Annotated in this window: 14 protein-coding genes and 1 pseudogene; 2 read left to right on the forward strand and 13 right to left on the reverse strand. The window is 70.4% G+C overall.

From position 1 onward, the window contains the following. Positions 1 to 20: 20 nt before the first annotated feature. From WMF22_RS40565 to WMF22_RS40610, 10 genes are all read right to left on the reverse strand, one after another. A complete protein-coding gene (locus tag WMF22_RS40565; RefSeq protein WP_438033206.1) occupies positions 21 to 6,566 on the reverse strand; it encodes an amino acid adenylation domain-containing protein in 6,546 nt (2,181 codons plus the stop codon). Between the two features lie 73 nt (positions 6,567 to 6,639). Beyond that, complete coding sequence (locus WMF22_RS40570; RefSeq protein WP_438033207.1) at positions 6,640 to 8,034, reverse strand: salicylate synthase; 1,395 nt, start codon at positions 8,032 to 8,034, stop codon at positions 6,640 to 6,642. Between the two features lie 924 nt (positions 8,035 to 8,958). Further along, positions 8,959 to 12,363, reverse strand: coding sequence for an ABC transporter permease (locus WMF22_RS40575; protein WP_438033208.1), 3,405 nt, complete (start codon positions 12,361 to 12,363; stop codon positions 8,959 to 8,961). Continuing rightward, on the reverse strand, positions 12,360 to 13,247 hold the full coding sequence (locus WMF22_RS40580) for an ABC transporter ATP-binding protein (RefSeq protein WP_438033209.1): 888 nt from the start codon (positions 13,245 to 13,247) through the stop codon (positions 12,360 to 12,362). The genes WMF22_RS40575 and WMF22_RS40580 overlap by 4 nt, the downstream gene beginning before the upstream one ends. Positions 13,248 to 13,267: 20 nt before the next feature. Further along, a complete protein-coding gene (locus tag WMF22_RS40585) occupies positions 13,268 to 14,587 on the reverse strand; it encodes a hypothetical protein (RefSeq protein ID WP_438033210.1) in 1,320 nt (439 codons plus the stop codon). Between the two features lie 30 nt (positions 14,588 to 14,617). Beyond that, positions 14,618 to 15,556: a ferric siderophore ABC transporter substrate-binding protein gene (locus WMF22_RS40590; protein ID WP_438033211.1), complete on the reverse strand. Its 939-nt coding sequence runs from the start codon at positions 15,554 to 15,556 to the stop codon at positions 14,618 to 14,620. Next, positions 15,553 to 16,005: an ExbD/TolR family protein gene (locus tag WMF22_RS40595; protein WP_437295305.1), complete on the reverse strand. Its 453-nt coding sequence runs from the start codon at positions 16,003 to 16,005 to the stop codon at positions 15,553 to 15,555. Before WMF22_RS40595 ends, WMF22_RS40590 begins: the two co-directional genes overlap by 4 nt. A 2-nt stretch (positions 16,006 to 16,007) precedes the next feature. Next, the gene (locus WMF22_RS40600) at positions 16,008 to 16,766 is read right to left on the reverse strand and encodes a MotA/TolQ/ExbB proton channel family protein (protein WP_438033212.1); all 759 of its coding nucleotides are present in this window, start codon (positions 16,764 to 16,766) and stop codon (positions 16,008 to 16,010) included. A gap of 88 nt (positions 16,767 to 16,854) precedes the next feature. Beyond that, complete coding sequence (gene mxcH / locus WMF22_RS40605) at positions 16,855 to 19,662, reverse strand: TonB-dependent siderophore myxochelin receptor MxcH (RefSeq protein ID WP_438033213.1); 2,808 nt, start codon at positions 19,660 to 19,662, stop codon at positions 16,855 to 16,857. A gap of 236 nt (positions 19,663 to 19,898) precedes the next feature. Continuing rightward, positions 19,899 to 21,290: an MATE family efflux transporter gene (locus WMF22_RS40610; protein WP_438033214.1), complete on the reverse strand. Its 1,392-nt coding sequence runs from the start codon at positions 21,288 to 21,290 to the stop codon at positions 19,899 to 19,901. Between the two features lie 497 nt (positions 21,291 to 21,787). Between WMF22_RS40610 and WMF22_RS40615 the strand changes: the two genes are divergently transcribed. Beyond that, positions 21,788 to 22,153: a hypothetical protein gene (locus tag WMF22_RS40615; RefSeq protein ID WP_437711641.1), complete on the forward strand. Its 366-nt coding sequence runs from the start codon at positions 21,788 to 21,790 to the stop codon at positions 22,151 to 22,153. 6 nt (positions 22,154 to 22,159) lie between these two features. Here the strand turns inward: WMF22_RS40615 and WMF22_RS40620 are convergent, their stop codons facing one another. Next, positions 22,160 to 23,257, reverse strand: coding sequence for an alpha/beta hydrolase family esterase (locus WMF22_RS40620; protein WP_438033215.1), 1,098 nt, complete (start codon positions 23,255 to 23,257; stop codon positions 22,160 to 22,162). Positions 23,258 to 23,984: 727 nt separating this feature from the next. Here WMF22_RS40620 and WMF22_RS40625 point away from each other — a divergent pair. Further along, positions 23,985 to 24,173 (forward strand): annotated as a pseudogene (locus WMF22_RS40625) (cellulose binding domain-containing protein); the annotation flags it as partial. Between the two features lie 186 nt (positions 24,174 to 24,359). Here WMF22_RS40625 and WMF22_RS40630 read toward each other — a convergent pair. Both WMF22_RS40630 and WMF22_RS40635 read right to left on the reverse strand, forming a co-directional pair. Continuing rightward, positions 24,360 to 25,544: an alpha/beta hydrolase family esterase gene (locus tag WMF22_RS40630; RefSeq protein ID WP_438033216.1), complete on the reverse strand. Its 1,185-nt coding sequence runs from the start codon at positions 25,542 to 25,544 to the stop codon at positions 24,360 to 24,362. After that, on the reverse strand, positions 25,534 to 26,532 hold the full coding sequence (locus WMF22_RS40635) for a hypothetical protein (RefSeq protein ID WP_437295311.1): 999 nt from the start codon (positions 26,530 to 26,532) through the stop codon (positions 25,534 to 25,536). Before WMF22_RS40635 ends, WMF22_RS40630 begins: the two co-directional genes overlap by 11 nt. Positions 26,533 to 26,584: the final 52 nt, after the last annotated feature.

Raw genomic sequence — 26,584 nt, forward strand, 5'->3', positions numbered from 1 at the left:
CGCCACCGCGGTGGACGCCGCTAGAGCACGCCCTCCTCGATCTCCTGGCAGGCCTCGTGCTCGGCGGCGAGCGCCGCTGCGACCTCGCGCAGCGTCGGCCCGTTGAACAGGCGCCTCAGCGGCAACAGGATGGCGTGGCGCTGATTCACCGCTTCGATGAAGCGCGTCGCGAGGAGGCTGTCGCCACCCAGCTGGAAGAAGCTCTGATGGCGGCCGACGTCGGCGACGGCAAGGAGCTCGCTCCAGAGCGCCGCGACGGCATGCTCCCATTCCCCCTGCGGGGGCTCGACCTGTCGGGCGTCGGGCTCGGCCTCCGCCGAGATCAACCTGACGATCTCGGCATGGTCGACCTTGCCGTTCGCGCTGAGCGGCAGCTGGGCCAGCACCACGATCCTCTCTGGCACCATGTGAATCGGCAGGCTCATGGTGACATGGTCGCGCAGCTGCTCCGCGCTGAGCTCCGCGGCAGCAGGGACCACGGCGGCGGCGAGGCGCCCGGAGGCCGCCACGGCCACCACACTCCGCACACCGGGGTGCGACCGCAGAGCGGCTTCCACCTCGCCGAGCTCGATGCGATGACCGCGGATCTTGACCTGAGTGTCGGTGCGGCCGAGGAACTCCAGCGCGCCGTCGGGCCAGTAACGCCCGACGTCGCCGGTGCGATACCACCGCGCGCCGTCTCCCACGAACTTGCGAGCCGTCAGATCCGGCGCGGCGCAGTAACCGCGCGCTACCCCGAGACCGCCGATCCACAGCTCGCCCGGCACCCAGTCCGGGCAGTCGCGGCCATGCGCGTCCACCACGCGGAAGAGCTGGTTGCGCAAGGGATAGCCATAGGGGATCGAGCGCCACGACGGCTGGACCCCATCCACCTCGAAGAAGTTGGACCAGATCGAGGCCTCGGTGGCGCCGCCGAGCGCGATGAACCGACATCCCGGCCGCTGCGCGGCGAGCCGCCCGGGCAGATCCGTCCTGATCCAGTCGCCCGAGACGAGCGCCAGGCGGAGGGCGCCCGGCGGCTCCGCCGCGCTGCCGACGATGAGCAGCATGTCGAGCAAGGTCGGAACGCTGTTCCAGATCGTCACCTCGTGCCGGCACACGAGCTCATGCCAGCGCCTCGCATCGCGCCGCGATTCCTCCTCGATCAAGACCAGCGAGCCGCCGGCGGACAGCAGACCGAAGATATCGTAGACGGACAGATCGAAATCCAGCGCAGACACGGCCAGGACGCGGTCTTCCGGGGCGACGTCGAAGCGTTGATTGATGTCCAGCACCGTGTTCAGCGCGGCGCGATGGGTGATTTCGACGCCCTTCGGCTCGCCGGTCGATCCGGAGGTGAAGATGATGTAAGCCAGCTGCTCTGCGTCGATCGCCGCGGGGCTCGGCGCGGGCGCGGACGCCATCGCCTGTCCGAACACGCACGGACGAACGCCGTCCGGCCAGCACCTCGGCTCCGGGCCGGTGACGACGACCCGGACCCCTGCCTGGCCCAGCATCCTGTCGCGGCGCGCATCGGGTTGATCCACCCCGACCGGCAGGTAGGCGGCTCCGGCCGCCAGCACGCCCAGCACCGCGGCGATCTGATCGGGCCCCTTGGGCAGGTTCACGGCGACGACATCGCCTGTCGCCACGCCTTGCTCGGCCAGCGCGGCCGAGAGGCGCAGCGCGCGCGACGCGAGCTCGCCGTAGCGCATCACCTCGGCCTCGCCCCAGCGCAATGCGATCCGCCGCGGCTGCTCGCGCGCCAGGTCGAAGAACGCGCGGTGCAGGCTTTGCCGCGGGCTCTCTCCGGCGGTCGCGTTGACGAGCGCGCGCGCGCGCCGCTGCGGCTCGGGCAGGAGATCGGGCGCGGGCAGGTGCCATTCGGAGCTGCTCAGCCAGCTCAGCTCGCGCAGGTACGCATCGAACATCGTGGCGATCAGGCCCGCCGGGAACAGGTCCTCGACAACGTCCCAGTTCAGGGCGATGCCGCCCTCGGCCTCTATCACCTGATGGTCGAGCCACACCTGCGGGGTCTGCGTCAGGCCCCACACCTGCTTCCTGAAGGGGCCGCTCGACGGCGCAGCGGTGCCGCCGGGGACGCCGAGGGCGCTCGTGAACACCACCGGCATGGTCAGGCTGGGCGCGCCGCTCAGCCTTGCCAGCTCGCGAACGAGCGAGATGCTCGACACGTCGCGGTGGTCGAGCGCGTCGCCCAGCTCCTGCTGGACGCGCCGGGCTCGCGTCACCCAGCTCTCGCCGGCGGCGGGCCGGTATCCGACCAGCGTGAGCGACGTGAAATCGCCCATGACCGTGTGGATGTCGGGATGCACCTCACGGCGATCGAAGAGCGTCAGGTTGAGCGTGAGGTCGGGGCGGCTGCACCAGCGGCTGAGCACCTCGGCGAACGCCGTGAGAAGGACCGTGGACGGCGTGATGCCGTGCTCGCCCGCGCGTTCGACGATCCGGCGCCATCGGCTCGCGTCGACGCTGCCCTCGTGGCGCGTGAAGCGCGGGCGCCCCACCTCGGCCGGATCTCGGGCGAGCGGCAGCTGCGGCGCCGGCGGCAGCTCTGGCAGCTTCTTCGCCCAGTACGCCCGCGCGGCGGCGAGCGCCTCCGATCCCGGCGTGCACGTCAGCACGTAGTCGCGGAAGGACATCCCGACCGGCGGCAAAGCAGCGTCGTGCGCCTCGTAGAGCGCGGTGAGCTCCGAGTAGAAGGTGAGGATGCTGAGCGCGTCGAGGATGAGGTTGTCGAGGCTGATACCGAGGCGCGTCCTGTCGCCCGACCGCACCGCCCGCATGCCGAACAGCGGCCAGCGGGTCGGATCGAAGACCCGGTGTGAGCAGTCGCGCCGCAGCGCCTCGTACGCCTGAGCCGGGTCGTCGCCGCCGTCGACGACCTCTATCGTGAACCGCGGCACGTCCGCGAGGATGCGTTGCTGGCCCTGCTCATCGAAGACGGCGCGCAACATCTCGTGCCGTCGCACCAGGACGTCGACGGCCGCCTCCAGCCGCGACACGTCGAGATCGACGACGTCGTACTCGCGGTAGAACTGGCAGGCGACGCCCCCGAGCGTGAAGCTCTCGTCGCGACCCAGCCAGTAGGCCCGCTGCACCTCGGTCGGCGGGAAGGGCTGGTGGCGGCTCTCCGGATCGGCGACCAGCGTCGGCAGCGCCGGAGCGCCCGCGCCGAGCGACAGCCTGGCAGCGAACCCGGCCAGCGTCGGGTGGGCGAACAGATCGGCCAGCTTGACGCCGTCGAGGCCGACCTCGCGCAGCCGGCGCACGAGGCGTGTCGCCAGGAGGGAGTCGCCGCCCGCGGAGAAGAAGTTGTCCTCGCGGCCCACCTCCGGCACCTCGAGCAGCTCGGCCCAGACGCCGGCGACCCGGCGTTCCACCTCGCCGACCGGCGCGCTCACGGTCGCCTTGGCCTGAAGGGCCATGGTGCTCACCGCTCGCTGCAAGGCGTTGCGATCGATCTTGCCGTTGGGCGTGAGCGGCAAGCTCCTGCAGCGCAACACGTGATCCGGCACCATCACGGCGGGCAGGCGGTTCACCAGGAACTCGCGCAGATCCGCGAGCTCCGGCGGCGGTCGCCGCAGATCGATGATCTCGCCTGCCTCGGGCACATCGATCCTCGGATCATCCGGGGTGATGGCCACATAGAGCCCACGTTCACCCAGCACCGCGACGGCCTGGCTGACGCCGGGATAACCCCCGACCGCGGCCTCGATCTCGCCGAGCTCGATGCGGTGCCCGCGCAGCTTCACCTGGAAGTCGGCGCGCCCGAGGAACTCCACGCTGCCGTCGGCCCAGTACCGCGCGCGGTCACCGGTGCGGTACCAGCGCGTCCCGTCCGCGTGGAGAAACTTGTTCGCCGTTTTCTCTCGGTCGCCACGGTAGCCGCGGGCCACGCCGGCGCCGCCGATCCACAGCTCGCCCGGGACGAAGTCCGGACAGTCGCGCCCCAGAGGATCGACGACGCGCAACTGCACGTTGCCGAGGGGCTTGCCATACGGCACGGACTTCCAGTGCGGAGGCACCTCGGTGACCTCGCAGATCGTGGAGTGGATCGCGGTCTCCGTGGTGCCGCCCAGCGCGATGAAGCGGCAGCGCGGAGCGCGCTGCGCGAGGCGGCCCGGCAGATCGAGGGTGACCCAGTCGCCGCCCAGGAGCACCACGCGGAGCGGCAGCGGAGCGGGACCGTCGCCGGCCGCGGCGAGCGTTATATCGAGCAGGGCCGGCACGCAGTTGAGCACGGTCACGCGATGGCTGCGCAGCAGCTCGACCCAGACCCCCGCGTCGCGACGCGCCCACTCCTCGACGCAGACAACGGCGCCGCCGGCCGACAGCGGCGCGAAGATGTCGTACACCGACAGATCGAACTCGAGCGCGGACAGCGCGAGCGTCCGGTCGGCCGCGCCCAGCGAGAGGCGCTGGTTCAGATCCTCGATGGTGTTCATCGCCGCGGCGTGCGTGATCTCCACGCCTTTCGGCTCGCCCGTCGAACCCGAGGTGAACAGGATGTAGGCGAGATCCGAGTCCGCGCCGGCCAGCGGCTCCGCCAGCGACGCTTGCCCCTCCGGGACGTCATCGAGCACGAGGGCGGCGCCGGCGGCGTCGAGGATGCGCTGGCGGCGCAGCGCGGGTTGATCCACGCTGATCGGAAGGTACGTGGCGCCGGCGGCCAGCACGCCCAGCACGGCGACGATCTGACTCGGCCCCTTGGGCAGCTGGATCGCCACCACGGCGCCTGCGCTCACGCCGTGCTCCCGCAGGTGGCCCGCCACGCGCAGCGCGCGCTGCCGGAGCTCTCCGTACGAGATCCTGCCGCCTTCGCCCCAGAGGAGAGCAGGCGCCTCCGGCTGTCGCTTCGCGAGCTCGAAGAAGCCGTCGTGCAGGCGCTTGCCCGAGACAGCCGTCCTTGTCGCGTTCGCGGCGGCGCGCACCTTCAGCTGCTCTCCCGGGAGCAGCGCTGGTACGGGCTGCCGCCAGGCTTCCTCGCACGCCATCAGGCGCTCCAGCAGGCGGCCGTGCGCGTCGAACATCGCGTCCAGCACGCCCGGCGCAAACGCATCTTCACGCGCATCCAGGTTGACCAGCAGGCCGCCGTCGAGCTCCGTGACCTGCGCGTCGAGCCACACCTGCGGCCCCTGGGAGATGATCCAGGACGCCCTCCCGAAGCGCTGCTTCACCACCTCCGGAAACAGCTCGCCCAGGCCGAGCGCGCTCGTGTAGACGACTGGCGCCAGCACCTGCTCGCCTCGCTGCCGGGAGAGGTCGCGCAGCACCTCGACGCCCGAATACCCCACGTGCTCCGCGTCCGCATGGAACTGGGCCTGCAGGCGCTGCGCGCGTTCAGCGAAGGTGCCAGGGGCCGCGCCGTCCCAGGCCAGGAGCACCGAGGAGGTGAAGTCGCCCACCAGCATCCCGACGTCCGGGTGCAAGGGCTCTCGGTCGAACATCGGCAGGTTCATCAAGAACCGCGGCTCCGCGCTCCAGGCGGTCAGCGTCTCGGCGAAGACCGCCGCCATCGCCATGGCCGGCGTGAGGCCGTGGCGCGCCGCCAGAGACGCGAAGGCGCGCACCTGCTCCGGAGCGAGCCAGCGATGGCGCCGCACCACCGTCGTGGCGCCCACGTTCACGTGGTAGGGCGCGGCGGGCAGCTCCGGCGCAGCGGGAAGGTCGCTCAAGCGAGCTTGCCAGTACGCTCGGTCGGCGTTCCGCGACCGCTGGCCCTTGACGCTCGCGCGGCTGGCCTCGCGCTCCGCCAGGTAGCGCGGATAGCTCGTGTTGATCGGAGGCAGCGGCTGCGAACCGGCGTAGAGGTGCGCCAGGTCGGCCAGCAGCACCCGCAGGCTGAGCGCGTCGGCGGCCACCATGTCCAGGTTCACATGCAGGCGCGTGCCGCCCGCGCGGATCGCGTCCGGCAGGAGCGAGATCTGGAGTTCGAACACCTCGCCTGCAGCCAGATCCAGCGTCCGATGCGACAGCGTCCGGCGCAGCTCGGCGAGCGCCTCCTCGGCCGCCTCGGCCGACAGGGCGCGCAGATCGTGGACCTTCAGCCCGCGCCCGCGGCTGTCGGGCAGGATCTGCTGGCGACCGTCGCTCAGGATCTGCACCCGCAGCATCCCGTGCCGCTTGCGCAGCTCCCCTACGGCAGCTTCCAGCCGCGCGGGGTCGACGCCCTCGCCATCGAACTCGTTGTAGAAATGCGCGGCGACGCCGCCCAGCTGCTGGCCTTGCTCGCGGCCGACCCAGTACGCGTGCTGCATCAGCGCGAGCTCGAAGGGCGCCGCCTCGTCGATGGTGGCCGCCGCGGGCGAACGCTCGTCGCGTTCGCCCCTGGTACAGCTCCGCTCTCCTATCAGCGCCTTCCAGGCCGACACCCGCGGGTTCGCCGCGAGCTCGGCGAAGTCGACCTCGATGCCTTGCCGCCGCCACCTGCCGGCGAGGCGCATCATCGTGATCGAGTCCATCCCGAGCTCGATCAGGTTGCTGTCTTCACGGACGGTCTCGGCCACCACGCCGAGCACGCTCGCGACCGTCTCCCTCAGATCCGAAGAGGCGACTTCGTCGTGCATTCGCTGTGTCTGTTCGTGCATTGGCTGACTCGTGAGAAGGCAAGCTCAAGTCCGGAACACCATGTCCCCTGCGTCACAGCGGCTCGCTGGCGAACTCCGGCGGCACCAGGTGGCGCGCCACGCTCTGGAGCTTCTCGCAGGTCTCCTCCAGCTCTCGCTCGGGCGTCGACTCCGCGACGATCCCGGCGCCCGCGCGCAGCCAGACGCTGCTCCCTCGCTGGAAGATCGTCCGCAGCACGAGCGCCGCATCCATCGCGCCGTCGTGATCCAGCGTCAGGACCGCGCCCGAGTAGAGGCCCCGGCTCTCCGCTTCGTGCCTCCGGATCCAGTCGACAGCCTCCCTCTTCGGGATCCCCGACGCGGTGATGGCGGGAAACAGCACCTGGAACGCCGTCCAGGCCGTGTTGCCCGTCTCGAGCATGCCCGAGAGCCGTGAGGCGAGGTGCTGAACGGTCCCGCGGCGGGATATCGCCATGAACTCGTTCACTGTCACGCTCCCCTGCTTGCAGACGCGGCTGAGCTCCTCGAACGCCAGCTTCACCGACATCGCGTGCTCGGCCAGCTCCTTCGAATTGCTGAGCAGCTCGGCCCGCAAGCGCGCGTTTTCATCGTCGTCCGAGACGAGCGCCCGGGTCCCGGCGAGCGGCTGCGTCATCACCTGCCCTCCGGCGGTCACCTCGAGCACGGTCTCCGGGCTGAATCCGGCGAACTTCAGGTCGCGGCAGTTGACCACGAACGATCGGGCCGGGGTGTTCTGTCGCCGCCCGGCGACGTACGTCGCGATGAGATCGACCGGCGCGGCGACCGGGACGACGCGCGACGCGATGACCTTGTGGAGCTTGCGCGCCGCGATCTCGGTCGTCGCCGCGGCCACCAGCTCCTTGTACTTCGCCGCGCCGGTTGTCTCGAGCAGCCTCGCGGGGAGCACCTCCGGCGGCGGGACGGGGAGGGGGGGGAGGCCGGCGACCTCGCTCATCCCGCGCGCATGGCGCCGGTTCGAGGAGGCGAGGACGTCCACCATCCTCTCGAGCTCGTCCGAGCTCAGCGCTCGAACCAGCGCCGTGCCGCGCTGGAGGCGGATCTCGACCTCCGGGATGGTCAGGTGAAGCAGGGGCTCTGTGCCGAGGTTCGCCTCGATGCCGTGCAGCAGGTACGCGAACTCGAACGAGGCCGTGCCGTACGCGCGCCAGCCACGGAGCGGGATCGACGCGAGCGCCGCCTCGACCGCGGCGAGGCAGTCCCCGCCGGGACAGCTCTGCTTTCCCGTCGCGTCGACGCGGTGCACGCCGTGCACGTCTGCAGTGAGCTCGAAGGCCGCGCCGAGGGCGACGCTCCACTCGCCGTCGCGCTCGTACACGAAGTACGTCGCGCGCGAGCCCGACCTGGCGAGCGCCGCCGCGAGGTCGATGGGGTCTGCGCCGATCGAGACGCGGCGCTCGAAATAGTGCCGTTGATGAGAGATGTTCATGCTCGCCCCGCACGTGAGTGATGCCGTCCCGGGCCGCCTGCGCCTCGATCTCTTCGAGGAGCGCGAAAGAGGGCGCATCCCCCCTGTCGCTCCGCATCGCTTCTGTTGTATTTACACAAAAGTTGCTTTTGCAACATAGGTCACCTCTGGTACGAGAGGCCGCAACCGAGACGTCAGTCGCAGCAGAAGCACGTGAGCTCTTCAGCCCACGTCCCGCTCGCTACGCGCGGTGTTCCGGGCGCGAGCCACGGCCGCGCCCCCGCTTCGTGCTCGGGTGGCGAGCCTTCGAATCGGGAACAGGCGTCACGGTAAACACGTCGACCGAGCGGCAGATGGTCGAAGCGTTCCGCTTCGCGCGCCTTCCAGCATTGACCCGCGGGCCCTGCGAGGTTCGCAGGCCCATGCGGTCGCACCCCATCCAGACGAGATTCTCGTCACGACATGACGATACGGCAGCGCCCGCCCCCGCGATCTGCGGGTCGGAGCTCACGCCGACCTGTCATGGACAGCTATCGCAAATGTACCCCTCCCGGCTCGCGACGCCATGCCCGTGGAGCGTGGCCTCGCGAGCGCCGATAGGCACGACGCCGAGTCGCCTGCATCTTGAAGATGCTTACTAAATGCATATACATATTAATTGCATCAGCGTCAAGCCGGGCGGAGGGCGATTTCGTGCGGCGGACACGATCGCTCCCCGGAGGCGCCTCCGCGCTGAATTTGAGCGGATCTGGAGGAATTCGACCTCTCAGATCACATTCGAAAGCCTAACGAAATGAGTCGACGATGCGCTCGTCAGGCGCCGCCCTACTCAGCGCTCACCAGCGCAGCCAGCGGGTCCTCCATGCCGCGGCGAAACATGTTCGTTGCACAGCCCTCATGCTCGTGACGCCCGGGGATGTGCAGGCGCGGCGAGGGCTCGCGCCGTCAATGAGGGCCTGCCTTCCACGCGTTGTCCCGCGGCGAGCGTTCGAATGAGGGCCACGCGTCGAAGACGACGAACTGCGCATCGCTCTCCAATCTTGCCGGCACGCGGGTCACGCGCGCCGGCGTCTCCTCGTCGTGGAAGCGTTGAACGATCTCGAACGAGCTGGAGACGGGCCGCCAGCCGCCCCTCTCCCACCGCGAGCGCTCGCCGCGAACCTCCAGCGCGCCGCCGTCGGCGATCGCGACCGTCACATCCGAGGCCGAAGGGGGACCCAGGAGGCGGTCGGCCATGATCGGGCCTGCCGCTCGCGCGAGCGCGCCCCGGACCGGCTCTCCGGAGCGCACCATGTCGGCGACCCGCGTCGCTGCGCGCAACGCCTCGGCGCCTCCGGTGGCCTGCGCCCATGCGAGGGTCTCCAGCGGAGCGTACGCCATGACCCAGCTGGCTGCGCCGTCATCGGCCAGACCCGACACGGGCGCGTCGAGGGCGCCGAGCGCATCCGCGACGTCGTCGCTGCGGCGATCCAGCAGCGCGAGCCACGCGTCACCGCCGTCGGACGACCGCACGCATTCGAGCCCGATCCACCCCGCGACGCCGTTGATGAGCCACCGCGCCCCCGGCTCCGCGCGCAGATCGGCGCGGTCCGCGAGCGAGCGCGCGGCGAGCGCCTCGGCCACCGCGGCCCGCCGCTTCAGGCGTCCGGCGCCGGACGCGGCCACGTCCCAGCCGTCCCCTTCCGGCAGCCACAGGACCGCGCCATGCGCCCGGATCTCGCCGAGGTCGCGCGGCGCCTGCACGACCGTCGTCACCTCCGGGGTGGCCCCGAGCCGCGCCTGAACACACGCGCCCATCACCTGGACGTCCTCCAGGACCTCGCGCGCGGTACCGGAGCGCGACGGGCCATGCCACACCGTGAGGCCCTCCTGCCGCAGCTGTCTCGGCTCCGCCCCCCTGGGCAGCCACGCCACGGCGAAGTCGAGGCCCTGTGTCGTGCGCCCCTCGACAGGCGTGCTCACGCCTTGCTCGGAGAACGACACCGACCAGCGCCAAAGGCCCGCCGGCGCCACGGCGAGGGCGGGTACCAGCGCATTCCTGTCGAGTGCGCCGGGGCGCTCCGCGAGCCCCAGCGCGCGGCGTGTGGACGGAGATCGCAGCGCTCGCTCTCCGTCGTACCCGAGCCGCGGCAGGAGATCGGCCGCGCGCGCCCACACGCCGGAGCCGTCCAGCCACGGCGCCTCTCCCTCGGCGAACCAGCGGGGCGACGCGATCGTGATCTCGAGCTCGACGTCGCACCCGCGCTGCGCGCAGCTGCCCAGATCGACCATGAAGTGCTCGTTCGCCGTGACGACCTCACGAGGGGAGCCGCCGACCTGGGCGCTGTCGATGTCCATCCCGGTGCGCAGGCTCCCGTGCAGCTTCGCCGCGCTGGCCCGCACTCCCCGCAGCGTCCAGCGGACGCGGGCGGCGCGCGCGGACGGCGCGATCTTCGCCTCGACCTCGCCGCCCTCCACGGAGAACGCCGACGCTTCCGGCCAGAAACGGGCTTCCCAGGCCGCGTCGGCGGCGTTCTCCTCGCTCTTCGATGCGAAGCCGCTCTGCACCACGATCTGCTCGCGCAAGATCGTCGATGAGCAAGCGATCACAAAGAGGCCGAGGGCCGCCAGGGCTCCCGCGCCCTGGGCGAGCTGCCGCGCCGCCCCGCGCCATCGATCGATCGTCCTCAGGGCCGTGCCGCGCGGGTAAGCGAGCCACGCCAGGGCCACGGCGAGGCCGACGCAGCCGAGCTTCAGGACGCCCATCTCGAGCACCGGCACGAGCCACGGAGACCACCCCGAGAGCTCGGAGAGGGCGACATGCACCGGGATCCCCAGCTGCGCGGGTGGATACGAGACGATGTCGATCTCGTGATTCACGAGCGCGATGAACGCAGCCAGCATCGACGCGGCGTACCCCGTACCGGGCGAACGCACGAGCGCGTGGACGAGGAACGTGATCGCGCCGAGCTCCAGCAGGGCGGGCGCGGCGACGAGCGCGTTCACGAGCAGCGCATTCCACGGCTCGAAGCTCGAAGGGAGGGTGAGACCTGTCACGATCCACGCGGAGAGCGTCGGCGCCAGGGCCATGATCGCCGTCAGCAGGAGGGCGGCGACGGCGCGGCCCACCACGCGCGTTCCGAGCGGCGCCAGCGTCGCGTCGATCATCTCGTCGAACCCGGATTGCTGATCTCGACGAGCGAGCGCCCCCACGAACCCCGCCACGGCGAACACGGAGAACACGTAACAAAGGCGGATGAGGAACGGCGCGAGCAGCGCAGGCCGTGGGACCAGCGGCCCCTCGGCGTGCCCGATCACATGGTAGAAGGCGCCTGCCACGTTCATGAGGGTCCAGAGCGCGACCGCGGTACGGAACGCCCACCCTCGGGTCGTCAGCGAGAGGTGCCAGCGAGCCTCGAACAGCGTCGCGCGGAGCCAGGATGGCGCCGTGATCGGCGGCAGCGCCGCGACGGCGGGCGCGGCGGGCGCGGCGGCACCAGAGGTCGCCTCGCCGCTCGGCGACGGCTTGCCGGCCCGCCCCAGCACGAGCGCCTCGCGCCCCAGCCGCACGAGCGCGAACGCCAGGATGGCGAGGGGGACGAGGCTCCAGAGGAGCCGATTGACGAGGAGCGGCGTGGACATGGCCAGCTGCGCCGTCGCCTTTTCGTGCGGCGTCCAGCGCTTCGTCTGCGCCTCCGCCTCCCCGAAGCCGCTCACGTCGACCACGGTCGCGATGTCCGTGTGCAGGTCACCGCCCCGCAGGACGATCATGGCCACCATCCAGATCAAGATGACAACCGCCGCCACGGCGAACGGCCCTGCCGTGCTCCGGGTCCGGAGCGCCGCGGTCAGGTAGAGCGCCCCGAGGCCGATGGCCGACGGCACCACGAAGAGCGCCCACGACGACGCGATCGCCAGGAGCGGCGTGGGCCCGACCGCCTCCTTCGGGAACACCCCGAGCGCGGCGAGCCCGGGGAAGAGCAGAAAGCCGAGCGAGCTCGCCGAGCCCAGGATGCAAGCGAGCCCGACCGCGCCGACGTAGCGCGAGATCAGCAGTCCGCGAAGCGACACGGGCGCGGAGAGCACCAGCTCGTGGAGCCCCGCGGCGCGATCCCGCGTGACGACCTGCGCGAAGATCCACGCCCACGCGAAGATGAGCCAGAACGATTGCCCGGAGGTCATCAGGAAGACCACATGCGGGCTGTTGCGCGCGACGTCTGCCCCGCCCATGTCGCGCAGGTACTCCGCGCTCGAGAGCATGATGAACAGGTAGCCGACGAGGCCGACGAACATGAGCGGGACGAGCGAGGTGCGCAGCCCCGCCCGCAGCTCGTGCCACGCCTCGACGGCGTAGATGCGCGCGGAGCTCATGCGGCCTCCGCCTGTCGCGATCCGGCCAGCAGGTAATGATAGGCGTCGTCGAGCTTGGGCGCGTGAGCGACGAAGCCGCCGCCGGGCGACACATCGCGCACCACGACGGCGCGGGTGCCGCTCGGCGTGGGAGAGACGTTCAGCGCGTCGTCGGGGATCGGCTCGCCCCGCGCGTACGTCCGGGTCCACAGGCGGCCCGCGAGCGGCGCGGTCAGCTCGGCCGGCGCTCCCTCGGCGACGACGCGCCCCCGGTGGACGATCGACAGCCGCCCGCAGAGGTTCTCCACGTCGTCCACGATGTGCGTCGAGAGCAGCACGACGGCCTCCGCGGCGACCTCCGCGAGCACGCGATGAAAGTGGTTGCGCTCGGCCGGATCGAGGCCGGCGGTCGGCTCGTCCACGATGAGGAGCTGCGGAGATCCCAGGAGCGCGAGCGCGATGCCGAACCGCCGCAGCATGCCCCCGGAGTACGTCGCGACCTCGCGGTGGCCGACGTCGCTCAGGTTGACGCGCGCGAGCAGCGTCGAGATCTCCGCGTCGCGCTCGCGCCGGTCCGTGCGCCCCTTCAGCCATGCGAATCGCTCGAGCAGCGACCGCCCCGTCACCCCCGGGTACGCGCCGATCTGCTGCGGGAGGTACCCGAGGCGGCGGCGGAGGCGGTCAGGAGACGCGATGACGTCGATCCCGTTGAACGTGATCGTCCCCGCGTCCGGCGTCTGGAGCGTGGCGAGGGTGCGCATCAGCGTGCTCTTGCCCGCGCCGTTGGGGCCCAGGAGCCCGTAGAGCCCCGGTCCGACGTCCAGGTGGACGCCGTTCAGCGCTCGAACGCCGTTGGCGTACGTCTTCGTCAACCCCTTCACGATCAGCCCGTTCGAGTTGGACATGGGATCCCTCCGTATCCGGTTCAGCGCACGCGCAAGACACCCCACGTGGCGCCAGGCATCGTCAGGGCGCGCGCGGGCGCGCCGTCCCCGGTCGTCCGCACCAGCGTGGTCGAGCCGAAGCCTGCCGTTGACTCGTTCACGTAAGCTTGATCGTCCACCTCGAACACCTTGATGCCGCCGGCGAGCGGCTGGCGATCGAGGGGCTCGGCCGAGCCTGGTTCGTCGAGCTCGATGCGCCACGTCTGCCAGCTCTGCGCCGAGAAAGCCTCGAGATGGGTGGCGTCAGCGCTGGGCGAGTAGAGGCCGGCGTCCAGCACGCGCAGGTACGCCACGCCGTCGGAGCCAGGGACCAGGCCGCCGGTCGGGCCGCCGGTCACGTCGTTGAGCGCCACAACGCTGGTATCGAGCTCGTCCTGGCCCGCTGCCATGCGCGCCATGCACGGCGCAGGAGCTCTCTCCGGGTCGACCATGAAGATCGAGGCGACATAAGGATCGGACGCAAAATGGATATCTCCGCTCGGCGCCTTCGCCGTATAGTAGAGTCCTCCGCAAGGGGCGGCCTTCACCTCGATCGAGCCGTCGGTCGGATCGAAGAAGAGGACCTTCGACTCGCTGGCCACGCGATCGTACGCCGCGCTCACGCCGTACAGCGGAGCGACGAGCCGCCCGCCGTGCTCGCGAAAGCCGGGCTCCCCGAGGAACGTGTAGTCCGCGGCGTCGATCCGCACGTCCGACACGTCGATGCTCCGGGTGATCTCCATGGCAGCGAGATCGAGCTCGAGCGCCTGCCCCGAGACGAGGTCGAAGAGAAACGCTCGGTCCGGGCCGTCGAACATCATCCTCTCCCCGAGGAGGAAGGAGATCCCGGCTGCGCCCAGTCCGAGCCGAGCTTCGAGCTCCGGTTTGCCGCCAGCCACGCCGTATTTCGAGACGGTGAGCTCTTCCGAGCTCACGACATAGAAGACCTCGGTTCGCGGAAGTCCCCAGATAGAGCCTCTCCCGGGGAGCTCGGTGGCCTCGTCCAGGCGGACGGCCCCTTCGCTCAGGTCGTCCACCACCCAGACGAACATGGTGCTGTTCGTGAAGTCGCTGTCCTCGACACGGCTGGCGACGGCATAGCGGGGACCGCCGTCGTCCGGCTCCTCTACGCCGCTCTCCGCGGGGTCGCTGCCGCAACCCGCCGCGAGCGACAGGCAAACGAGGCACGACGTCGCGAGAGCCCAGCGAGCGCCCCCCGTCCGGAATCGTTCCATGAGCCGCCGCCCTTGCGCGCCGCGCCGGGCGCTCGGGCGTACGGCGGCCTCGACCTCGAGGAGCCTGGTAGTACCTGAAGAGTTCATCTCGTGCTTCCTTTCTCGCGTCGGGCTTCGCTAGGGCGCGCCCGTGGATCGCGGATGTCGCGTGAACCTCACGCGGATGGGCGGCGACGTCGCCGTGATGAGCCGGCCTCCCTCGTCGGCGGCGGGCAGGAATCGCTGCCTGCGGGCGCACGCGAGCGACATCTGGCCGAAGCCGTATCCCGGGTCCGAGAGGAGCTCCGCCGAGGTTACGGTGCCGTCCGAACGAACGACCGTGCGAATGACCACCGTTTGCTCGTCCACCGAGAGCGCGTCCGCTTCGCGCGGCCAGGGGCAATTCCACTCCCGCGCGGGCTGCCCGACGGGCCTCGCGCGCGAGGGGCCTCCCTGCCGGCGCTCCGGAGGAGCGCTCTGGTCCACACGCGCGGCGTTCACCGCCTGCGCGCTCGTCCCCGCGGAGGAGGTGACACCCCCGGCATACCGCTCTCCGCGTCCAACGGCGATGTCGAACCCGGTGAAATCGAGCGGCGCAGCCGCGTTTTCCGCCAGGGCGACCTGCCCTGCCTGCGCGGGCGGTGGAGGCGCGGAGGGCGCGTCAGGCGCCCGAGGAGCGGCAGGAGCGGCCGCGCGCGCGGGGGAGCGCTCGGCGGCCCTGGGCGCCGGAGCTTCCGCTCGTGGCGAGGGGCTCGGCGGCGACGGTGGTGGGACCAGATCGACCACGTGCTCCACCTGCAGCGGCGGGCGCGCCTCGCGCTGGCTCGCCGTCGTGTCGTCCGGTCCCAGGCGGAGCGCGATGATCCCGACCGTGCCCTGCATGACGGCCGCCGGCATGAGCGCGAGCACGAGCGCTCGGGCCGAGTGTTCCTTGACGGCCCCCAGGACGATCCCGGCGGTGCTGTCGGCCGCGAATGCGCGGCTTCGTCCCCTCGCGCGCCGGGGCTGGTCGTGGGCGCGCGCCGCGTCGAGGACGATGCCGGCGACGCTCTCGGGGTGGAATTCCGATCGACTCATCGGTGGCCTGTCCTCTCCGCCGCATGGGCCTCGGCCTCCGGGCGGACGGCGCCGAAGGCGACGCGCGCGATCCCCGCGGCTTTCAGCGTGTCGAGCACCGTCATCACGCGGCCGTGCGAGGCGGCGCGGTCGGCCTGGATCACGGCCCGGAGCTGCGGATCGCGCGACAGGGCCGCCCGCGCGCGCTCGCGGAGCGCCGCATCGTCGATCGCGGCCCCGTCGACCTGCACCGGCCCCTCCGCGGGCAGCACCACGCTCAGCACCGCCTGGACCTCTTCGCTCTGCGACGCGTGCGGCAGATCCAGCGGGACGGCGGGCGCGACGACGATCTTCGCGGTGACGATGAAGATGATCAAGAGGACCAGCGTGATGTCGACGAGCGGCGTCACGTTGATCCCTTCGATGATCCCGCCGCGGCGGGATCTCGCGCTCTGCCCGGCGCTCGCCATGACTAGGCCGCCTCCGGGCGGGACGCCTCGCCGTTCATCGGCTTGTCGATCGAAGCTCCGCCATGGGCCGCGCGCGCGAGCTCGACACGAGAGGACGGAGACGCGGCCTCTCCGGTCGCCAGGTAGGCGAGCACCAGGTTCGAGAGCGTCTCGGCGTCGTCGAGCATCGCGGCGATCCGGCGCTGCAGGTAGTTGTAAGCGGCCACCGCCGGCAGCGCGACGCCGATGCCCACGGCCGTCGCCACGAGCGCTTCCGCGATCGCCGCCATGACCGCGGCGGAGGCGACCTGGCTCGCGGCCCCGCCGCCCGCCGCCCCCGTGGCCTGACCGAGCTGCTCGAACGCCAGGATCACGCCGATGACGGTGCCAAAGAGGCCGACGAAGGGCGCGTTGTTGCCGAGGGTCCCGAGGTACGCGAGCCGCGCCTCGAGCGCCTTCCGCTCGGCGGCCATCGCGCTCTGCATCCCCTTGTCCGCCGCTGCCGACCCGCGCTGCGCGAGCCTCAGGCCCGCGCGGGCGACGATCGCCCCGACCGACCGCATCGCCCGGAGCGCGTCGAGCGCGGCGGCGACCGAGCCACTCGACAGGTGGGCGTCGAGCTCGGCGGCGAGCGCTCGCACGTCGTCGTCCTTCGATCGGAAGTAGAGCCAGCGCTCGATCGCGATGGCGATGCTGCCCGCCGAGAGCGCGAACAGGAGCCAAAGGACCCAGGACGCGCCGGACTGAACGAGCAGGTTCTTGACGGCTACAACGGTGTGCATCTCATCTCCTCGGGTTCGTGTGCTCGGCGAGCCGCAGGGTCTGTTGGTTCGTCGCGTGGCCGTTCATCCCATCACCTGCCCCTCGAGCTCAGAGCTCCGCCGTGGTCTTGACGTAGAAGCTCCGTCCCGGGCGCGGCGTGCCGAAGAAGTCGAACACACGCTCATCCGTGAGGTTCTGCATCTCGAGCGTCGTGCTCAGGCTCGCGCTGCCGCGCCGGACGACGTATCCGAGCCCGGCCGAGTGCACGAGCTGCGAGGGGATCACCTGCTTGGACTCACGCCGGCCGAGGCTCTCCCAGGTGCGGAAGTACTCGTGTACGTAGCGGCTGTTCCACGTGAGCGCGACCTCGTCCTCCGCGGCGAGGACGCGGTGAAACAGGAGGCGCGCGGTGCCGTTGGCGAAGAGGTACGGGCGGTTCGGGATGCGATCTCCCTCGAAGGCGCCGAACGCCCCCTCGCTCGAGGTGTTGCGGAAATCGAGGTAGGTGACGTTGCCGTCGAGCGCGAGGTGCTCCCCGGGCGAGGTCCATCCGGCGGAGCCTTCGACGCCGAGCGACCGCGCGCCGTGGACGTTCTCGTAGCTCTGGTCCCGATCGTTGCCGAGGAGCACGATCAGCCGGTCCGCCGCGCGCAGGAAGCCATTGCCCGTCGCGCGAAGGGCGCCCGCCGGCGTCTCGCGGGCGTCGAGGGTGAGCCCGAGGTTGGCGTTGTGGCTGATCTCGGGATCGAGCCCGAGGTTGGCCGCGACGAACGTGTTGTCGCCGAAGACCTCGTCGGGGCTGGGCAGCCGCGTCGCCCACTCGTAAGAGGCCTTCCCGTAGAGCCAGGGCGTGAACCTGTACCGGAGCGCGTCGCCGATGCCGAAGCGGTGGGTGCTCCCGTCGCGGTCGCGCGCGAGATCACCAGCGACCGGGCTCTCGCTCGCGACGCGCTGCACGTACTGCTTGACGAACAGGACGTTATCGAGCCGGTCCTCGAGCAGGTCGAGGTCGTACTCGAGGCCGTTCACCAGCGCGAGCACGCTGCGCCGGTCGGCGAGCGGATCGGGGCTATCCGGGTCGCGTTGCCGGCGCTCATCCCCCGTCCGTGTCACGTAGGTCGGCGCGACGGCCAGGCGGACGGCGTGTGACGGCCGGATGCGCCATTCCACGTTGAGGCGCGCGAAGGCGGAATGGTCCCAGAAGACCTGGTCGTGAGGGAAAGCGTCCGTCTCGCCAGGCTCGCTGCCCTCCGGGTCGCAGCGTCCCATCCAGTCGTAGTCGCAGGTCGCGACGTCGAGGAAGCGCCCTCGGACGTACGCATAGCCGCCCACCGCGTCGAGCGACACGCCGCGCCCCAGCGGCTGTTCATAACGGAGGTTCACGCCTGCCGACGTCTCTCCGTACGTCACGCCGCCGTACGGGACCCTCATGACGAGCCTGTGCTGGTACTCCTTGTCGTAGTCGGTCACGAAGGCGCGCAGGCGCAAGCGCCGCGCCCACGGCCGATCGACGACCCCGATCTCCACGTGGCCTCCCGCGCTGCGGTACGCGTCGTGAAAGCGGTAGACGCGCGCCGGCGAGAAGCGCCCGCGCTCGTCCTCTACCTCGTCGAGCTCGACGGGGTAGTCGTTCTTCGCGTAATCGAAGAAGCCGCTCGCGCGGGCGAACAAGCCGCTCGGCCTGTGCAGGTGGCTGCCGGCGAGCGCCGCTCTGTGGGTGTCGAACGAGCCCACCTCGTAGGACGCGCCGGCGCGCGATTCGCAGAGATCCTGATCGGTGATCAGGTCGACCGCCCCGCCGAGGGCGTCGGCGCCGAGGCGCACCGGGACCACGCCGCTGTAGATTTCGACGCGCTCGACGAGGCCGACCGGCACGTTCGATACGCCGAAGGGATAGCCGGCCAGATCGAGCGGCACGCCGTCGAGGAAGAACCGCACCTGATCGCCCGTCAGCCCGTTCAGCGAGAAGCGCGTGGCCGAGCCGAGGCCTCCCTCGCGGCGCACGCCGACCCCCTGCGTGCGCGCGAGCACCTCGCCCATGTCCGAGGACTCCCGCTTGATGCGGTCCGTCTCGACGACCGTCACGGCCTCGGCCGACTGCCGGCGCCGCTCGGCTTCCGACGGCCCGCGCACGGTCACCTCGATCGGGGCCTCCTCGCCGGATGGCACGAGCCGCAAGGCGATCTCGGCGACGTGCGCTCCGGCGATCTCGGTCTCGACCTCGGCCCGGCCGACGCCGCTCGCCTCGGCGATCACGACGCAGGGCCCGGGCGCAAGGCCCTCGATCTGGAACCGGCCCTCGCCGTCGGTGCGCGTTCGCTCGGTGGAGCCATCCTGGTGCCGCACGAGCACCTCGGCGCCGGCGACGCCGTGGGAGCTCGCGCCGGGCGAGAGCACGCGCCCGCGGAGCGCGCCGCTCGCAGGCGCCTTCGGGAGGCGAAATTCGTAGGCGTAGAGGATCCGGGAGGCGACCGGGGTGTCCCCCCGTCGCGCAGGCGAAAACAGGAAGCGCTGCGCTGCGGCCTGCGCCGCCTCGTCGAAGCCGTGCCCCGCGGCCTGCGCCACGTCCGCCGCCGACACCCGCCCATCCGCCTCGATGCTGAGCCTCAGCACGACGGTCCCCTCCCGGCCTTGCGCGTGGGCGGCCGCCGGGTAATCGGCCTCGGCGAACGAGGTGAGGACCGGCGGATGATTCTCCGGCGCCTGTCGGGGTTCATCCGCGGCGCCCGGAGGCGCTTCGCCGTCCGGCGCGGCGTCCCGGGCCGGCTCCGCCGGCGAAGCCGCGCCGGCGTCCTGCGCGCGCGCGGCCCCGCCCGCGAGAAGAGCTCCGGCCGTGACAAAAGCGGCGGCGCCGGCGCTCCTTCGCGCCCGGGACGGGCGCGCCGAGCCTCGACGCGCGGGAGCCTTGGCGTTCATGCGGCGACATCTATAGCAACCATTAAGATGTTGCAATAGTTTTGCATGTGTACTCAGGATGCCGTTCATGACCGCGCGCGCGGCGATCGGCGCGGGCTCTCTGGGCGGGCAAGGGAGAAGGGGACATCGCGCGTCGGGAGAGCGCCACGCGGGGGACGGCCGGTGCGCGCCGCTTCCTGCCGATCACCGGGGTGATCGCCGCGGGCCGGCGGGAGATCCCGGAGGCCGGGCCGGGCTCAGCCGGCGGGCGCTTCCCTGAGCGCGGCGCTCGTCTCGACGTCGCGCCCGTCGAGCCTGCGAAACTCTCGATTCACCATGACGAGCACGAGGAGGAACATCGCCACATCGATGGCAGTGGTCCCCCAGTAGACCCCGCTCACCCCGACGAGCCTCGGGAGGAGCCACATCAGGGGGATGAAGAGCACCACCTGCCTCAGGAGGGCGACCACGCTCGCGAGCTTCGCCCTCTCCAGGCAGGGGAACAGCACCAGCGCGTTGAAGACATACGGCAGGAGGGGCAGCACGACGATGTAGATCCGGAAATCGAGCAGCTGCTGCGCGGTGAACTCGGACCCCGGCAGCAGGAAGCCGAGGACCGCGTTCGGGGCGAGCATCATCGCGAGCCAGAACGGCAGGACGAACGCGACCCCGGCGAGCCCGAAGAGGCTGAAGGCCCGCTTCACCCTGACGTGGCGCTGCGCCCCGTAGTTGATCCCTTCCACCGGCTGCAAGGCGCGCATGAGCCCGAGCATCGGGGTCAGCATGAACAGGAAGAGGCGGTTGCAGGCGGCGTAGAAGGCGACGTCGTTCTCCGTGCCCTGGCCCGAGACCGCGTTGTAGACGACGACGTTCTGGGCGATGCCCATGATGGTCAAGATCATGCCCGGCATGCCCAGGGAGACGATCTGCTTCCGGATCGCCGGATCGATGCGGATCGTGCGCCAGGCCGAGTCGAACGAGGCGCGCCCCCGCGCGAAATACAGGAGCCCCACGACCGAGTACACGAGCATCGCCGCGTTGGTGGCCCACGCCGCGCCTTGCACGCCCCAGCCGAACGTGTGGATGAACAGCGGCTTCAGGAGGACATCCACCAGCAGGCCGAGGGAGATCATCCACGCGGCCGTCTTCATCTTGCCTTCGCCGCGCACCGTCATGTTCACGGCCAGGCCGTGAACCCAGAACACCGAGCCGAGCGCCGTCACCTTGAAGTACTCGGTGCCGTACGCGAGGATCTCCCCGGTGCCGCCCATCATGCGCACCAGCGGCTCAGCGAACACGTAGGCGAGCACGGTGTAAGGCAGGCTGAGGAGCAGCGACAGCCCGTTCACGCTGCCCAGCAGGCCGTGGAGCTTGCTCTTGTCGCCGGCGCCCAGGTAGATGCTGAGCGCCGTGCCCGCGCCCGTCCCGACCAAGCTGCCGAGGCCGAGCGTCATCTGGGACAAGGGGTAGGCGATGCCGACGCCGGCCAGGGCGCTCTTGTTCATCAGCTGGCCCACGAACACGGCGTCCAGGAAGGCGTTGAGCCCGTAGAGCACCATGGCCAGCACCGCGGGCCACGAGAGCTCCCACATCACTCTCGTCAGCTTCCCCTCGAGGATGAACTGCTTCTGGGTGTCTCTATCGTTCATGGCACAGATCTCCGTCGATTCGGTCTCATCGACTCCACACGGCCGCAGCCGCGCCGCCCTCCACGCGCGCGACGACAACGCAGCTGGAAGAAATCTGTTTTCATGACGTCCCCACATCGAGAGCGCAGACGTGAGCGTCCGCAGGCGCCAGGGTGCCCGCGAAGCCACCTCCTCGGACGAACGCGATCCGACAGGCAGCCCCAGGGCACACCGCGCCCCTGCTCCTCCCTCTCCAGCGTGCTTGCTCCCTCCTAGCATACGCGCCGGCACAGATGCAATTGATTTTTATTTTCATCGCACGGGGCGACCGGCGGGAGCAGCATTTCGACCGCGATCTGGAGGGATTTTCTGCCGATCGGCCGTGGAGCGCGCGGCGGTCGGCCCCCGTTGCCCGGGGGCGATCGCGGGGCCCCGGCGTCGCGCCGCGCGAGGATCCTCGGCCCCGGGGTGCGCGCCGTAGTACAAACCCACGAGCACATCCCTGGAAGGAGCGCGCGATGGCAAAGCTCATGGTCTTCGAGACGTTCTCCAAGTCGGACATCGAGGCGCTGCTCGACGCCGGCATCGTCGTCAATCTCGCGTTCGACGCGTCGCACCCGAAGCGGGAGAAGACGGTCCACCTCGAGCTGCTCATCGACGCCACGCAGGAGGCGATCCTGCGGCTCAGGAGCCGTTACAACGAGACGTACATCAAGCTGAAGGGCGCGCTGATGCAGGGCGAGGGCACCTACAAGCTCGAGTGCCACACCTTCGATCAGGACATCGTCGACAGCTCGCCGAAGTCCTACGAGATCCGCCAGAACCGCGCGATCGTACGGTACGGCGACGCTGGCACCGTCATCCAGGACATCGGCTGGTGGTGAGCGAGGCTACGGAAGCGCATGCCGCTGGAGGACCTTCCAGGCGAGCTCGGGGATCATGAACGAGGTGTAGCTGCCGCAGTGCGTGCCGTTCTGAACGGTGCAGAGGACGGTCTCTGCGCCGGTGCCGCACGCTGGATACGTGTCGCACTCGGCGCGCTCGGACAGCGCTTCCGGCGAGCCGGTGCACGTGTTGATCTCGCCCCACGTCGCGAAGTTCTCTTCGGCGCCGGCGAACGCGTTGCCGCCTTCGTACGGCACCAGCCTATCGTTCGTCCCGCGGAACTGGACCACCGTGACGGGCCTCGTCGGCGAGCAGTCCCCGCACCCGGCGCCGTCGACGCAGTCGAAATCCACAGGCGCCACGCCGGCGATGACGTCGGCCGCCTTGCAGGCCAGCTTGTACGACATGCCGCCGCCGTTCGAGCAGCCCGAGGCGTAGACCCGCTTCGTGTCGACGCAGGCCTCGCTCTCCAGGGTCGTGATGATGGCCCTGACGAAGGCGACGTCGTCGGCTGCGTCGCCACAGCAGAGCCCGGCGTTCCACGCGTTCTCGACCCCCTGAGGATAGACGGCGAGGAACCCCTCGGCGTCGGCGACGTCGTCCCAGCCGGAGAGGTTCTTCTGCTGGTTGCTGTTGCCGCTGAGCCCGTGAAAATCGAACACGATCGGGACGCGGCTCACGCCATCGTAGCCCGGCGGGGCGTGAACGAGGAACGAGCGTTCTAGCCCATCCACCGTGATCTTCATCGTCGTGTCGCCGGGTTTCAACGTGGCGGAGGCGGGGCACGGCGCGCTGACATCCCCGCCCGACCCGCCGGTGCCACCGCCGCTTCCGGCCGTCGCCCCCGCACCGCCGCTTCCGGTCGGGCCTCCGCCGCTCGTGCTCGCGGTCTCTCCCGCGCTGCTGCTGCTGCTGCTGCCGCTCCCGACCCCCGCGCCGCCAGTACCGGTGCCGCTCGGGCCCTGGCCGCTCGTGGCGGAGGTGGCTCCGCCGCTCCCTTCACCTATGTTATCCACCGACGTCGTGCACGCAGCCAGCCAGGACGGGGCGACACCGACCACGAGCGCTCCGAGCACCCAGTGGCAACCCTTGCGATTGGACATGATAACTACCTCCTCGTAGGATCCCGCTCACCGAAGAAATCGACAGCGTGGTTGCCGAGCAGCTGCTGCCCTGTGGGCGTCGCTGTTCCGAGCCCTCATGTGCGCCATCATCGTGCTTCCTGTCCGACCGAGAGCCCCGGCTCGACGGAAAGTTGAAGCGAAGGCAAACGCTTCTTGCTGGGGTCGGCGTCGCCCGGCTCGGGCCCTCAGCCCCTGCAGGCGCGGCCGTCGCGACGAGGAGTTGCCACACCCGACCACCCCTGAGAAAGCGGCAAGATCGCCGCGCCGAGGGGGTGACTCCCCTGACGCTCCCTCTTCGTCCTTTTCTGACATCCCTCCCCCGTCTCCCAGCTGTCACTTCCCGCCTCACGCGAGCTCCCACTAGAGTCCACGAATCGGCGCCTTCCCGGGCCGTGCGAGCGACGAACATCGCGTTCGTCGCGACGCCACGTGGTGCACCATAAATGAATTAATTTTCCTTACCAATAATCCTTGACGCCTGACCCATGGATCGACCGAGCTCGCAGGCGCACCACCGGCCTTCTTATCCATCTTGAGCAACGACCTGCGAGCCGGCCGCTCCAGACATGGAGAATATCAATGCGCATGAATCGCTTTCTTGGGCACATCTCTCTCGTTCGCTTGCTGCCTGCTCGCATGCGCGATGGAGCCGGTGGATCTGGAGGACAGCGGCTCGCTCGAGTCCGGCGTGGCCAGCCCGGACGGCATGCTCGACGCGACGCTCACGGTTCAATCGCAGTGGGGTAGCGGGTACTGCGCGAACGTGACGATCAGGAACCTCAGCCGCACCGCCGCCACGACCTCCTGGGGCATGGTCGTCGATCTCGGCGGCACGACGGTGGCGAACCTCTGGAACGCGCGCTCCACGGCGTCGGGCGGGCGGCTCAACGTCACGAACGAGAGCTACAACGGGGCGATCGCGAAGGGGGGGACGACGGGGGGTACTGTGCGAACGGCACCGGGCGGCCCACCATCGTGTCAGCGAGCAGCACCGCAAGTCGACCGCTATCTGGGTTCAGGTCTGCATTTTATCGTTCAACGGAGCCGCTCCTGGGCCTCACAGCAGGCGTCCGTCACGCCCTCAAGGAAGCGAATGCCGCTTCAGCGTGGCCCACCCCATCTCGGGGCTCCCCCAGGTCATGCCGCCGCCCTCCGTGGTGCACAGCGTCACCTCCGCGCCGCTTGCGCAGCTCGAGTACGTCGAGCAACCGTCGCTGTCCGCCGCGCTCGGTGATCCCGTGCACCGGTTCAGCTCGGCCCACCTCTCGAAGGTGCCGGCGGCTCCGAGGAAGGTGATGTTCGCGCCGTTCGGCGCCTGCTGAGGCCCGCCTTCGTAAGGTACAAGCAAGTCCGCGGTACCCCGGAACGAGATCTCGGTCACCGGCCGCGACGGCTGGCAGGGCTGCTCCGACGCCGCCAGAAGGTCGAACGCGCTGGGAGCGACCGCGGCAAAGACGTCCGCGGCGTTGCAGGCCAGGTGGTAGGCCATCCCGCCGCCGTTCGCGACGCCGACGGCATAGACCCGCTTGAGGTCGACACACGCCTCCTTCTGGACCTCCTGGACCAGGGCGCGCGCGAACCCCACGTCATCGACGTCGCGCGACGTCGTGCAACACGGACCGATGTTCCACGCGCCGTCGATGCCCTGCGGCCACGCGACGATGAACCCCTCGGCCTCGGCGAGCTCGCGGTACCCCGAGGCCTCGGCCTCCTCCGCCGGGGTCCCGCCCAGCGTATGGTAGTCGAGCACCAGCGGCATGGGGCTCGCGCCCGTGTAGCTCGCGGGGAGGCGAACGACGTAGCTTCGGGTGGTGTCCCCGACCGTCACCGTGCGCTCGTTGTCGCCGGGCGAAAGCGTGGTCGCCGGGCAGGCGGTCGCCGTCTCGCCGTCGCCGGGCGTCCGGCAGAAGCCGCCCTGACAGCGGAACGGCGCGCCGAGCGGCTCGCAGTCGACGTCGCCGCTGCAGGAGATATCGCAGAACGCGGCGCTCTCGGCCGCGTCGCAGGCCGCCTCGGCAGGCCGCTCCGCCACGGCCACGCACTCGGCGCCGAAGACGAGCGCCGTACACTCGCGGGCGACCGAGCAGGCGCGCGTGCAGACGCCGCAGATGCAGGAGAGACCGTCCGCGCAGCTGGCATCACAGCTCCTGAGAAAGTTGGTCTCGCTCCCCGTTTGAGGGCCGATGTCCCTGCAGGCCGAGCCGAGGAGCGCCCCGCCCGTCACGCTCGCGATGAGGCACGCCGTCACGACCACCCTAGATCTCATCGCCGCCCCCGCTGTCCTGCTGGATCAAGCACTGTCCGATGTACAGAACGACCTGCGTGTACCTGTCCGGCCTCTCGTGCGCCGCGTTGAAGGCCTCGACCTGCTCGCGCAGCTCGACCAGCTGGGCACGCAGGCGCCCCAGCGTCTCGTAAGCCCGCTGTTCGTGCGGATGGCCGGGCCACAGGTCGAGGGTATAGGTGCTCCCCCCGACGCGGTCGCCGAGGCCGGGCGCGGAGCGATCCTCGCGCAGCCGGCACAGGATGGTCTTCACCATCGCCTGGAAGTGATCGAAGATCGCCGCCTCCCACCCCACGGGCGAGCCCAGCAGCACGTAGAGGCTCCCGGCGCTGTACGTCGCGCCCGCGCCCTCCCCGGTCCGCTCGACGCGCGCCGATTCCACGAGGCGCCCCAGGGCGGCGTCGAGCTCCGCGCGCTCGATGTGCGTCCGCTGCAGCAGCTCGTCGCGCGCGAGCGGGCCTTCCCGGTAGATGATCGCCCAGACCAGCTCGTCGACGCCTTCGCCGGAGCGGAGCGCGCGCAGCGCGCCCAGCTCGTCGTCGGACACCGCGCGATACACCACCTGAGCCCCCTGCCCCGCCTGGAAGATCAGGCGGCTCTCGCAGAGGTCGAAGAGCACCCCGCGGAGCAGGACGTCATCCTCGCCGGCGAACGCCCTCAAGATCTCGGCCCGCGGCGTGATCCCCCGGCGGCGGATGTGGTCCAGCACGGCCTCCCAGAGCGAACGGCCGCGCTCGACCGAGCTCTCCGTGATCCGCCGGACGCGGCGCTGATAGGTCCGGAGCCCCATGCCGAACATGTCGGCGCTCACCTTGCGGCTGACCCCTTGCCGCTCGAGCTCGGTGACCAGGTCCTGGAACACCTGGTCTGCGAGCTGGGCCAGGGGTGCGCGCCAGCCGCCCGAGGTCGCCAGCTGGGCGATGAGGACGGTGGTCTGGCGAACGATGGCATGAATCAGCTCTACCGTCATAAGTTGATAAGTATCGTCGAGAAGCCTCGTGGCGCGCCACAGAGTAACGCCA

The organism is Sorangium sp. So ce204, assembly GCF_051526795.1.
Classification (GTDB): domain Bacteria; phylum Myxococcota_A; class Polyangia; order Polyangiales; family Polyangiaceae; genus Sorangium; species Sorangium cellulosum_B.